We start from the raw sequence: 12,606 nt of genomic DNA, 5'->3' as shown, positions 1-12,606 counted from the left end.
CCACACGGTCCTTTCCGGGGATTAGGTTTTCGCCTAGATCATCACAATAGCTACCCCGCATCAATCGTGGAAGGGAAAAGTGAAAATGTGGCATGACGGGGCCGGTGCGGCGTGTCGTCAGGGTTTACGGGCCTCGATCAAGAATCGGCTGGAATGGGCGAGAAAAGATCCGTTGGCCGTGATTTCCGAATGCATCTTGCGCAAGGTATCGGCATATCGATCGACATCGAAGTCCGGCACCATCCACGGCACCTTGCGCAGGAAGTACACCACCGCGCCGATATCGAAGAACTCGACCCGGAGCCGCTCCGGCCGCAACTCGACTATTTCCAGTCCGGCGGCCTCCGCGGCGGCGCGCTCGTCGTCGGGGTGGCGGCTGCGCCGGACTTCCGGCGGCTGTGGGCCGGTGAAATACTCGACCAGTTCGAAAACGCTGGCCGGGCCCACATGTTGGGCCAGGTAGGCGCCGGACGGCCGCAATACCCTGGCGATTTCCGTCCACCACGGCCGCACCGGATGCCTGCTGACCACCAGATCGAACGCATTGTCGCCGAATGGAAGTGGCGGTTCCGCGGAATTCGCGACGACCACCACTCCGAGCGGATGCAGCAATTGGGTGGCCTTCGCGATATTCGGCGGCCAGGATTCGGTGGCCGCCATCAGACGCGGGAATTCACCGGCCCCGGCGAGTACCTCGCCGCCGCCGGTCTGGATATCCAGCGCCGCATCGACTTTCGCGAGCCGTGCGCTCATCAGCCGTTGATATCCCCAGGACGGCCGTTGTTCATTGGCCCGGCCGTCGAGCCAGCCGAAATCCCAGCCGTCCACCGGGGCGGCCGCGGCCTCGGCGACCAATTCTTCGAATTCTCGGGACATGTCGCGGATTATTGTCCGACAATTCCCGTCGCGCAACGGAATTTCCCGGCCGGTCGTGAATTACGGCCGCAGCGGCAGGAATTCGACCGGATCGCCGTCGCGTGCGCCGGCGGGCACCACGACGAGCCCGTCGCGATCGATGAGCCCGCCGAGGTGGGCGGTGCGGATACTCGGGTCGCCGAGCCAGCCGCCCTGTGGCGCGATCCTGGCGGGCACGATGCGGGGCACCGGCCCGGCGATGGCGCCCGCATTGTGCAGCGGGCCGGTCTGCGCACGGCCCGGGCGCCTGCCGGTCAGCCCGTCCACCACCGATGGCGCGAGCGCCGTCAGGGTGGCTATCGCCGCGAACGGGTTGCCCGGCAGCCCGAGCACCACCGTTCCGGAGCCGAGCTCGGCGACCAAGGTCGAGCCACCCGGCCGTAAGCGCAGGCGGTGCACCAGAATTCGCGCCTGCGCTCGGGCGACCGCCTCGCGCAGCTGGTCCGCCGCTCCGCCGCCGGTCGCGCCGACGACGATCAGCAGATCGCAATCCGTTGTCGCGCCGAGCACTTCGTCGAAGCCGTTCGGAGTGTCCCGCAGGTGGGTGCGATCGACAGTCCGAATGCCATACCAGGACAACAGATCCGGCAGAATCGGCCCGATCGAGTCGCGGGTCTGCCCGGTGTGCAGCGGGCCGTCGCCGCGGATCTCGTCGCCGGTCATGACGACACGCGCCCGCACCGGGCCGCGCACACCGGCCTCGGTGACCTCTACGCTGGCCGCCGCCGAGATCAGCGCGTCGCCGACCGAGGTGCCCTCCGGCGCAACGAGATCGCCGGGATTGCGGTCCTCGCCCCTGCGGCGGATATCGTCGCGGACCGGGGTGCCCGGCAGCCGATGCAGCGTCTCGGCCTCGATGCGGACGAATTCGTCGCGCAGCACGGCGGTGGTCCCGTCCGGCACATGGGCGCCGGTCGCGATCCGCACCGCCTCGCCGGGTAGCAGTCCCACCGGCCGCTGCCCGCCCGCGAAACCGATATCGCGGCGCAGCCGCCACGGCCCGTCCCCGGCGACGGCATATCCGTCCATGGCCGAAACATCGAAGCGCGGAAGAGGTCCGGCGGCACGCAGCGGTTCGGCCAGCGCGGCGCCGCGCACCGAACGCAGCTCCGCCCGATAGGCCACCAGGTGAGAGATTCCGGTGCGCAGCAGATTTCGCGCCTCGTCGAGCGAAAGCGCGGGCCGCCCAACGGTAGTCGGATCGGCGACGGTGACCGGATCGCCCGCCAACGTCCTGGCCTGCCGCACCGCCTCCTCGGTATCGCAATCGGCGATTCCGGGGACCGGCACCAGCACCGTATCCGCGGGCACCAGCGCCTTCATCGGCTGATTGGTCAGCGAATCCAATTGCTCCAGCGCCTTTTTCAGCGCCGAGCGGCGCCAAACCCCGACCAGGTACTGTGGGCGGCCCGACTCGTCCTCGGCGAACACCGCGGCCGCACCGGACTCCACCGTGTGCCGGATCAGTTCGGCCACCGTCGATTCCGTCAGGAACGGCAGATCGGCGGCCAGCACCACCAGCAGCGGCGCGGCCGTATCGCCGAGCGCGCGCACCCCGGCGCCCAGCGCGGCCACCGGACCCGATCCGGGCGGCACCTCCCGCACCTGCCGGATCGCCGGATCCAATTCCGGCCGGTGCGGGCCGACAACGACCGTGTGCTCGCAGCCCGCGACGGCACGCAGCGCCGCGTCTAGCATGGACCGCCCGCCGATAACGATCGCGGGTTTGTCCACCCCGCCCATCCGGCTGGCGCGCCCACCGGCGAGCACGATGGCATCGGCGGCCGTCACCGGCCACGACCTGGGTTGTGCATGGCCGAAATGCTATGCCCGGCCGTCCCCATGGCCGGGGCCGGTCCGTCAGACGGTCGAACGATCGGGAGCTGGTCGCAGGAGGCAGAACTCGTTGGTTTCCGGATCGGTGAGCGCGAGGCCCGGCGCGGCGCCATTGTGCACCGGCACCGCCTGAGTGGCGCCAGCCGCACACAATCGCAGCAGTTCAGCGGTCGGATCGTCGGCCGGGAACGCGGCGAGATCCAGGTGTAGCCGGTTACGTTCACACTTCTCGTCGGGCGTGCGCACGAACTCCAGCCAGGAGCCGAGCCCGGTGGCCGAGCGCAGCCCGGCCGCCTGCGCGCCGCCGTGCGTCATCGGCCAACCCGATGCGGTGGACCAGAATTCGGCAAGCCGCACCGGATCGCGGGTATCCACCACGATGGCCGCCACCGCGCCGGTGTCCACGTATTCCTCGCGCGGTTCCAGCACACAGAATTCGTTGCCCTCCGGATCGGCGAGCACCACCCACGGCACCGATCCCTGTCCGATATCGACGCGCCGGGCGCCCAATGCGAGCGCCCGATCCACCTGCACCCGCTGATGGTCTATCGACCGGCTGGCCAGATCGAGGTGGATGCGGTTCTTGCCGTTCTTGGTTCGCCGCGTCGGCAGGAAGGTGAGGGCCAGATCGAGGCCGTCCGGATCGGGCGCGGCCACGTCCACCTGATCCGCCCGGTCCACCGTTACGGACCAGCCGAGCAGCTCGGACCAGAAGTCCGCGACGAACCGCGGGCGGTCCGCATCGAAGACGACGCACGCCAGGCGGGTGGACATGACTCAACCGTAACCGCGGTTGTGCTGGTCTGTTACGAATTCGTCGGATCAGTGGAACGGAAAACGCACGGCGCGCAAGTCCACTCGGCCGTCACGGATCGGCACGCCCTCCTCGGCGAGTCGGCGCAGCTGCCGTTCGGCCAGGTGACGCGCGGGTTTTCCACTCGCGCCGAGCACCCGGTGCCACGGCAGATCCGCGGAGTCGGTGCGCATGATCCAGCCGACCGTCCGCGGCGTCGACAGTCCGGCGGCCGCCGCGATATCCCCATAGGTGACGACCCGACCGCGCGGAATCGATGCGACGAGTTCGCGCACCCGCTCGACCTCGGCATCGGTGGTGGCCATGACGTCAGAGCACCGCGCGGATCAGCGCCGCGACCTCGTCCGGGCGGGCCTGCGCGACCATGTGATCACAATCCCATTCGTGCACCGTCAGATTGTCGCCCAACCGGGCGGTGAGCGCGGCCCGGAATTCCGGGGTGACGAACGGCGGGCGCACCTTCATCGCCTGCACCAGCACTGTCGGCAATTCGGCTGGCGGAAGCACGAATTCGCGGGCCAGCTGACCCCAGTACGCGGTGATCGCCGCATTGTTGATCCGCCAGCCGACCCGACCGTTCGCGGTGGGGATCAGATGTTCGGTGAGCTCGGCCTCCAATATGTCCGGATCGACATCGCCCCAGGCGCGTGCCTGCTTGTCCATCCTGGCCTCCGCCACATCGGTGTAGTCGGGGGAGGCGACCGAGGCCAGCGCTATCTCGTTGAGCCAGGCCGGATCCAGCCCGATCGCCGGATCGAGCAGCACCAGCCGCCGCACCAACTCCGAATAACGCTGGAGCAGATGCAATGCCACCGCACCGCCGAACGAGTGGCCGACGACGACCACCGGCGCATCGATCTCCGCGGCGAACAGCTCGACCAGGTCCGCGACGATCGTTTCGAAATCCCATGGCGGCAGCGGTGTCGAGCGACCGTGCCCGCGCAGATCGGGTGCGATGACGCGGACTCCGGGCAGCCGCTCGGCGACCTGCTCCCAGCGTTTGCCGTGCCCGGTCACTCCGTGCAGGGCGAGGACCTGGGGTGCTCCGGCCGGACCGAAGCGGTGAATGTTCAGCGATGACACCGGGCCATTTTGCCGTGTGACGAAATTCGCCCGCCGGGCGGTGTGTCCCGACGTGCCGCGTGGCGTGTCAGGGCCGTCTGTTGCAATAGCCCGCGTGGTGCGATCGGATAGCGCGGTGCGACTTGTTCGCCGGAACGTGGCGGCACCCCGGCCTCTGGCCTGGGGCGCCGACGTTCGCGCACTGTTCGACGCGCTGTCCGAGACCGGGCCGGTGCGGCCGGGTTGGCGGCCGTGGCAGGTGCTGGGTGGACCGGGGACCGGTAAGACCGCGCTGCTGGTCGAGCTGGCCGCGTCCCGCGTTGGCGGCGGGGCCGATCCGGAATCGGTGCTGGTACTGACCCATTCGAAGCGGGCGGCGGCGACCGTCCGCGACGCCGTCACCGCGCGGCTCACCCCGGATCCCGACGGCGAGGGCGGTGTGCCCGGCGCCACCCGGGAACCGCTGGTGCGCACGATCCACTCCTACGCGTTCGCGGTGCTGCGCAGGCATGCCGCCGCGCACGGCAATCCGCCGCCCCGGTTGCTGACCGGTGCCGAACAGGATGCGGTGCTGCGCGAAATGCTGCGCGGCGACCTCGCCGATATCGCGGCGGGCGCGCGCGGGCTGTGGCCGGAACGCCTGCGGCCCGCACTCGGCCTCACCGGATTCGCCGAACAGTTGCGCGATCTCATGTTGCGCACCACCGAACGCGGGCTCGGGCCGGAGGATCTGGTGCGCCTCGGCCGCGAACACGACCGGCCGGAATGGGTGGCCGCGGGCAGATTCGCCATCCGCTACGAGCAGTCGATGCTGCTGCGCTGGTCGGTCGGCGTCGACGCGCCGGAGGCCACCGCGCCCGCACTCGACGCCGCCGAACTCGTCGGCGCGGCATTGGATGCCCTGGCCGGAGATCCGAATCTGCTTGCGGCCGAACGCGAACGCATCCGATACCTGCTGGTGGACGATGCGCAACACCTGGATCCGCAGGCGGCCATGCTGATTCGCGCGATCGGCGCGACGGCGACGACGGTGCTGGCCGGCGATCCGGACCAGGCGATCTTCGCCTTCCGCGGCGCCGATCCGCGCTTCATCGCCGATCCGGACGCCCCCGACGAGCGGCGAATCGTCTTGCGGGACAACCACCGCTGCGGCGGCGCGGTGCGGGTGGCGGTCGCCAGGATCGCGGCCAGGTTGCCGGGCAGTGCGCCGCACCGCATTCCGGTGCCTGCGCGGCCCGATGCGGAGGCGGGCGACGGCGCCTCGGTCCGGGTCCGGGTGCTCGCGACCCCCGCGAAGGAGGCCGCGCTGATCGCCGACCATTTGCGGCGGGCCCATCTCACGGGCGGGATCCCGTGGTCGCGGATGGCGGTGATCGTGCGCTCGGTGCCGCTCTCGCTGGCCCCGCTGCGGCGGGCCCTGCTGGCCGCCGGGGTGCCGGTGCAGCAGCCGGTGCTGGATACGCCGCTGGCTCGGCGGCGCGGCGCGGCCTGGATGCTGCTCGCGCTGCGGGCACTGCTTTCCGAGGGACGGCGATCCGAATCCTTCACCCCGGAAGACGCGCTCGACCTACTGTCCGGACCGCTCGGCGGCGCCGACCAGATCGCGCTGCGCCGGTTGCGTCGCGGAATCCGCCGCAGCGTCCTGGAATTCGAGCGGATCAGGGGACGCTCGGCCGCACCCGGTTGGGAGCCGGTGGAACCGGCCGATACCCCGCCGAATGACCAAGTGCCCGAACGGTATTTCACCGACGCCGAACGGATGGTCGACGAATCCGATTGGTACGGCATCGATGAGCAGTGGACCTCGGGTGCGGATCGATACGGCGATCGTGACCGCGAGGTCGATGGTGCGGACGATCTAGCCGATAGTGAAAACGGTGCCGATCTGCCCGGCACCGAAAACGCCACGGTCGCAGCCGTTTCACGCGAACCGGGAGACGATGTCGGGCTTTCGATCGGCGATCGGTCCGCGGATGACGATCAAGCGAATGCGGATGGAATCGACACCGGATCCGCCCAGGAATCAAGAGAGGGTGCGCGCCAGCGGCGTTCGCTGTCCGATATGTCCTCGGCGGAAGTGCTGCGCGACTTGATGATCGGCATCGGCGACCCGGCCATCCTCGGCGGTCTGACCGAGGTGGAATCGGCGCCACTGCGCCGGGTGCTCGGCGCGCTGGATCGAGCGACGAAGGCGCGTAAGCGCGGCGCGGGCCTGGAGGACGTGCTGTGGGCGCTGTGGACCGCCTCGCGGCTGGAGCGGCGCTGGCTGGCGCAATCCCGGCGCGGCGGCGCGGCGGGCATGCAGGCCGACCGCGACCTCGACGCGGCCGTCGGCCTCTTCGACGCCGCGGCGGCCTACGTCGACCGGCTGCCGCGCGCGAGCATCGACGGCTTCGTGGAATACCTTGCCCAGCAGGAGATCCCGTTCGACAATGCACCGCTCACCGCGCCGGGTGACGCGGTGGCGCTGCTCAGCGCGCATGCCGCGGCGGGCCGGGAATGGGATGTCGTCGCGGTGGCGGCGGTGCAGGAGGGCATCTGGCCGAATCCGCGCCCGCGCGGCACCCTGCTCAACACCGAGGACCTGATCGATCTCACCGCGGGCATCGCCGAACCGGGCGAGCGGGTGAGCCGGGCCGCGCCGATCCTCGCCGAGGAGCGCAGGCTGCTGTTGGTGGCGTGCAGCAGGGCGTGTAGGTCGCTACTGGTCACCGCGGTGGAATCGGTTGCGGGCGAACGAGATCTGGTGCCGTCGCGATTCCTGTCGGAGCTGCTCGGCCACGACGACGATGCCGAACCGGGTCTGCTGCCGGTGGTCGATCCGGGCCGCGCGCTGGTGATGCACGCGCTGGTGGCCGAATTGCGCGGCGCGGTCTGCGATCCCGAATCCGAACCGGAGCGCAGGCAACGCGCGGCCGAGCAGCTGGCCCGGCTGGCCGACGCCGGTGTGCCCGGCACCCATCCCGACGACTGGTACGGCACCGCCGAACTCAGCTCGGCCGACCCGCTGTGGGCGGAAACCGAATCCGCCGTTGCCCTTTCGCCGTCGACGGTGGAGCTGCTTCGCACCTGTCCGCTGCGCTGGGCGCTGGAGCGGCACGGCGGCACCGACGGCGACAACCCGCACGCGGTGAAGGGCAACCTGGTGCACACCCTGGTGCAGGCGCTGGCGGGTAAGGTGCCGGAGGCGCAGGTGCGCGCGGCGCTGGACCGGGCCTGGCAGGCCGTCGACCCGGGCACCGGCTGGCATTCCCGGCAGGAGCGGCGGCGCACCGAGGCCATGCTGGAGACCTTCATGTCCTGGGTGCGCAACACCCGCGGTGAGCTCACCCAGGCCGGGGTGGAGGTGCCGGTCGACTGTGTGCTGCCCGCGCGCGCGGAAGACGAACGGCCCGTACGCATTCGGGGCCGAGTGGACCGGTTGGAGCGGGATGCGCTCGGCCGCTTCGTGATCGTCGATGTGAAGACCGGGAAGACGCCGGTCACCAAACAGGCCGCCGTCGATCACGCCCAGCTGGCGACCTATCAGGTCGCCGCCGCGATGGGTGCGCTCGACACCGGCGTGGCATCCGCCGAATCCGGCCGGGACGCGGTTGAATCCGATGGTGCGGCAGGCGAATCCGGTCGTGCGGAGCCGGGTGAACAGACCGGGATGGCAGCGGGCGATCTCGGCGAGCCCGGCGGCGCCCGGCTGGTCTACGTCGCCAAACCGAGCAGCAAGGAGGGCGCGACCCAGCGCATGCAGCCGCCGCTCGACGCCGAGGCGCTCGACAAGTGGCGCACCACAATTCACGACGCGGCGGCGGCGACCCGGGGCCCCAGCTATCTCGCCATGCGCAACGACGGCTGCCGCCACTGCTCGGTATCCGGCAGCTGCCCGGTGCAGGACGCCGGGAGGCAGGTGACCGACGAGTAGTGGCCCCTGTAACCCCGCTGCGGCTGGCCGAGGCGCTCGGCCTGCCCGCCCCCACCGACGAGCAGGCCGCGGTGATCGCCGCACCGCCGGGCCCGACCCTCGTCGTCGCGGGCGCGGGCGCGGGCAAAACCGAGACGATGGCCGCCCGCGTCGTGTGGATGGTGGCGAACCGGCTGGTGCTGCCCGATGAGGTGCTCGGCCTCACCTTCACCCGAAAAGCCGCACAGCAGCTGACTTCTCGCATCCGCACCCGGCTGGCCAGGCTGGCCGGGTCGCCGCTGCTGCGCGAGCTGGACCCGTCGGGCGCGCTGCGCACCCAGCTCGCCGGTGCGGAACCAGAGATCAGCACGTACCACTCGTATGCGGGCAGGTTGCTGTCCGAGCACGGTCTGCTGCTGCCGGTCGAGCCCGCGGCGACGCTGCTCACCGAGACCCAGCTCTGGCAGCTCGCGCACCAGGTGGTCCGCACCTGGGACGGTGATCTGGATACCGAGCGCACGCCGGTCTCGGTCACCGAGGCGGTGCTGGCCCTGTCCGGTCAGCTGGCCGAACACCTCGTCGAACCGGAGCAGCTGGCCGAGGCGCACACCGTGCTGGAGAAGTTGGTGCACACGCTGCCCGCCGGTCCGCGTCAGCGCGGCGGGCCGAGTCAGACGCTGCTGGGCATTCTCCAGGTGCAACGCGAACGGGTCGCGCTGCTGCCGCTGGTGCTGCGGCTGCACGAGGCGTTACGGCGCAGGGGCGCACTGGATTTCGGCGCGCAGATGTCGTTGGCGGCGCGGTTGTCCGCCGAACATCCCGAGGTCGCCGCCGCCGAACGAGCCAAATTCCGCCTGGTGCTGCTCGACGAATATCAGGACACCGGCCACGCCCAGCGCGTGCTGCTGTCCGCATTGTTCGGCGGCGTGGGAGAATTCGCCGCGGCGTCGCGCCTGGCGGTGACGGCGGTCGGTGATCCGATGCAATCGATCTACGGCTGGCGCGGCGCTTCCGCGGCCAACCTCCCGCGTTTCGCGACCGATTTCCCCAGCGCCCCAGGGATTCCCGCGCCGACGCTGCCCTTGCTGACCAGCTGGCGCAACCCGCCCGAGGCACTGGCGCTCGCGAATCTGGTCGCGGAACCGTTGCGGCGCAAGGCGATCGACGCCGGGGGAGTCACCGTCGACGCGTTGCGCGCCAAACCCGATGCCGGATCCGGCGTCGTCGCATTGGCGCTCACCGAAACCGTTGCCGACGAACGCGAGTGGATCGCCGAGCGCATCGCCGCGGAATGGGCCGAACGTCGGGCGGCGGATGCGGTCCCGCCGACCTCCGCGGTTCTGGTGCGCCGCAACGCCGATGCCGCGCCGCTGGCGGAGGCATTGCGCGCCAAGGGATTGCCGGTCGAGATCGTCGGACTCGGCGGACTGCTGGCAACACCCGAGGTCGCCGATATCGTGGCGACCCTGCGCCTCATCGCCGAACCCGGCGCGGGCAGCGCGGCCATGCGGATACTGACCGGCGCCCGCTGGCGCATCGGCGTCACCGATCTGGCCGCGCTCGCCCGCCGGGCACGCGACCTCTCGATCCGCCCGCATACCGGTGACGCGGCGGAGATCACCGACAGCGCCGCACTCGCCGACGCGCTGCGCGAGGTGGCGCCGGAACCGGCCGAACAGGCGGGTCTGGCCGACGCGATCGCCGATCCCGGTCCGGCGGAACACTATTCGGCCGCCGGATACGCGCGCATCGAGGCGCTCGGCCGGGAGCTGGCCGCGCTGCGCGAGCGCGCCGGTCAACCGTTGACCGAACTCGTCGCCGATGTCGAACGCACCATCGGCGTCGGCGTGGAGACGCAGGCCCGCCGCGCCATGGCGGGCACCGGCGCGGGCCGCGAACATCTCGACGCCTTCGCCGAGGTGGTGGCCGGCTACGCGGCCGATACCGGCGCATCGCTCGGCGGCCTGCTCGCCTTCCTCACCGCCGCGGAATCGGTCGAGAACGGATTGGAACCGGGTGAGGTCGAGGTCGCCCGTGACCGGGTGCAGGTGCTGACCGTCCACGCCGCAAAGGGTTTGGAATGGGAGGTGGTCGCGGTGCCGCACGTGGTGCGCGGCGTCTTCCCGTCCGGCGCCGCCGCGGGCACCTGGCTCGGCGCACTCGCCGAACTGCCCACCACCCTGCGTGGCGATCGGCAACAGGACGACGCCGCGGAGGGTGTTCCGGTCCTCGAGCTGTCCGAACTCTACGACCGCGCCGAGCTGGAACGCGCCATCAAGGCGCACAAGGAGGCGCTGGATCGCCGCCGCATCGACGAGGAGCGCCGCCTGTTCTATGTCGCGCTCACCAGAACCGAACGCACACTGCTGGTTTCGGCGCATCACTGGGCCGAAACCGGAACCACCCCCAAAGGGCCGTCCGACTTCCTGCTCGAACTGAAGAGCGCGAGCGAATCCCCGGACAGCCGCGCCTACGGCGTGCTCACCGTCGACGAATGGGCCGACGCGCCGGACATCGACGCCGTCAACCCGTTCACCGATAATCCGGCCACCGCCGAATGGCCCCGCGATCCCCTCGGCAATCGCCGCGACCCCATCGAACAGGGCGCCATGTTGGTTCGCCGGGCGCTGGACGAATTGCGGTTGCGTCCAAAGAAACCGGCCGGTAGCGCCTCGAATGAGACCGGCACACGGCCCGGCCACGCCGCCGATTCTGAAATACGGAACACCGCAACGGAACCCGACTCGGCCGATGATCACCTCGCGGACACCGCCGTCGGCCATGAATCCCACGAAGATGCGTACGGCCACACACCGGAACCACCCGACGACTACTTCGCCGACCTCACCCCACCCCCGGACGACGACTACCTCACCGAATACGACTTCGCCCCAGCCGAATTCGGTGAACAACCGGCCGCGGACCCGGACGACCCGGACGGCTGGGTCGCCGACGTCGACGCCCTGCTCGCCGAATTCGCGGCCACCGAGGCCGCCGCCCAGGAGGTCGAACTACCCGGACAGCTCCCAGCGACGGCGCTGGTGGAATTGCGCGCCGATCCGACGAAACTCGCCGCCCGCCTGCGCCGCCCGCTGCCGTATCCGCCGAATCCGTTGGCCCGCAGGGGAACCGCGTTCCACGCCTGGGTGCAGCGCTGGTTCGCCGCCAGCCGCCTGCTCGGCTTCGACGAGCTGCCCGGCGCGGCCGACGGCGGCGCACCCGATGCCGCGGACGCGGAGTTGATCAAGATGCAGGAGTCGTTCCTGAATTCCGCGTGGGCCAACCGCAGCCCGATCGATGTGGAGGTGCCGTTCGAAACCTCCATCGCGGGCACCGTGATTCGCGGCCGGATGGATGCGGTATTCGCCGAGCCGGGCGGCGGCTGGATCGTGGTCGACTGGAAGACCGGCGCCGAACCGACGCGCGCCGAGGAACCCGCCGTCGCCATGCAGCTGGCCGTCTACCGCCTGGCCTGGGCGCGCCTGATGGCGGCGCGGACCGGCGCGCCCGAGGCCGATATGCTCGAAAAGGTCGGCGCCGCATTCCATTACGTGCGCACCGGCCGCACCATCGCCCCGCGCACCCTGGCCGGCCCCGCCGAACTCGCGGAGCTGATCAGGAACGCCGCGCCTGGCGACTCACCTTCAGCGACTGGGTGATCAGCGGGAGCTGCAGCGGCAGCCGCAGTACCGTGCCGAGCTTGAACACCTGCGGCGCTTTGGGATTCGAAACCACGTCCACGGCCATCTGCACATTCGCCGGGAAGACCGCGATGAACAGCAGTGCGGCCAGCCGCCCGCCGAGGCTGCGGGTGCGCGGCAGCGCCAGCGCGGCGGCCACCCCGAGCTCGGCGGCACCGGATACATAGGTCCAGTCGCGCGCCTTGCCGGGCAGTGCCCTCGGCACGATCGCGTCGTACGGTTTCGGCCAGGCGAAATGCAGGATGCCGGAACCGAACAGCAGGGCGGCCAGCCACAGCGCGGGCCTGCGGCCGCCGTCGGATGGGGTGTTGTCAGCCATATCCGTCACCCTTTCATTTGCCGAGGGTTCGCGTCGAGACCCGCGACCGCGTGCGGGAGCCGGT

8 protein-coding genes are annotated in these 12,606 nt (G+C 70.5%); 2 read left to right on the top strand and 6 right to left on the bottom strand.

Translation table 11 applies throughout. The features are described from left to right. Window positions 1-117: 117 nt before the first annotated feature. The 5 genes from F5544_RS36900 to F5544_RS36880 all read right to left on the bottom strand — a co-directional run bounded on the left by F5544_RS36900 (window position 118) and on the right by F5544_RS36880 (window position 4,648). Window positions 118-876, bottom strand: a complete 759-nt coding sequence (locus F5544_RS36900) for a class I SAM-dependent methyltransferase (protein ID WP_167477447.1) — start codon at window positions 874-876, stop codon at window positions 118-120. 60 nt (window positions 877-936) lie between these two features. Further along, window positions 937-2,706 (bottom strand): NTP transferase domain-containing protein, encoded by a 1,770-nt coding sequence (locus tag F5544_RS36895; protein ID WP_167477446.1) that lies wholly within the window; start codon window positions 2,704-2,706, stop codon window positions 937-939. A gap of 69 nt (window positions 2,707-2,775) precedes the next feature. Next, window positions 2,776-3,525, bottom strand: coding sequence for a VOC family protein (locus F5544_RS36890; protein WP_167477445.1), 750 nt, complete (start codon window positions 3,523-3,525; stop codon window positions 2,776-2,778). Between the two features lie 48 nt (window positions 3,526-3,573). Continuing rightward, entirely contained in the window at window positions 3,574-3,870 is a 297-nt protein-coding gene (locus F5544_RS36885) for an MGMT family protein (protein WP_167477444.1), read from the bottom strand. A 4-nt stretch (window positions 3,871-3,874) separates the two neighbouring features. Next, a complete protein-coding gene (locus F5544_RS36880; RefSeq protein ID WP_167477443.1) occupies window positions 3,875-4,648 on the bottom strand; it encodes an alpha/beta fold hydrolase in 774 nt (257 codons plus the stop codon). Window positions 4,649-4,745: 97 nt separating this feature from the next. Here F5544_RS36880 and F5544_RS36875 point away from each other — a divergent pair, with 97 nt between their 5' ends. Together F5544_RS36875 and F5544_RS36870 are read left to right on the top strand one after the other, a co-directional pair. Next, entirely contained in the window at window positions 4,746-8,543 is a 3,798-nt protein-coding gene (locus F5544_RS36875) for an ATP-dependent helicase (RefSeq protein WP_428847200.1), read from the top strand. Continuing rightward, window positions 8,543-12,181 (top strand): ATP-dependent DNA helicase, encoded by a 3,639-nt coding sequence (locus F5544_RS36870; protein WP_167477441.1) that lies wholly within the window; start codon window positions 8,543-8,545, stop codon window positions 12,179-12,181. Before F5544_RS36875 ends, F5544_RS36870 begins: the two co-directional genes overlap by 1 nt. Here F5544_RS36870 and F5544_RS36865 read toward each other — a convergent pair. After that, entirely contained in the window at window positions 12,138-12,542 is a 405-nt protein-coding gene (locus F5544_RS36865; RefSeq protein WP_167477440.1) for a DoxX family protein, read from the bottom strand. The two genes, F5544_RS36870 and F5544_RS36865, sit on opposite strands and share 44 nt — an antisense overlap. Between the last annotated feature and the right edge of the window lie 64 nt (window positions 12,543-12,606).

It is taken from the genome of Nocardia arthritidis, assembly GCF_011801145.1.
Taxonomy (GTDB): Bacteria; Actinomycetota; Actinomycetes; order Mycobacteriales; family Mycobacteriaceae; genus Nocardia; species Nocardia arthritidis_A.
Note: the sequence above shows the minus strand (reverse complement) of the source record. Positions and strands in the feature narration are given on the sequence as shown.

Bases quoted from the DNA above. Each gene is read 5' to 3' on its own strand.
- F5544_RS36885 (WP_167477444.1), bottom strand. From the start codon at position 3,870: ATGGCCACCACCGATGCCGAGGTCGAGCGGGTGCGCGAACTCGTCGCA.
- F5544_RS36865 (WP_167477440.1), bottom strand. From the start codon at position 12,542: ATGGCTGACAACACCCCATCCGACGGCGGCCGCAGGCCCGCGCTGTGG.
- F5544_RS36900 (WP_167477447.1), bottom strand. From the start codon at position 876: ATGTCCCGAGAATTCGAAGAATTGGTCGCCGAGGCCGCGGCCGCCCCG.
- F5544_RS36890 (WP_167477445.1), bottom strand. From the start codon at position 3,525: ATGTCCACCCGCCTGGCGTGCGTCGTCTTCGATGCGGACCGCCCGCGG.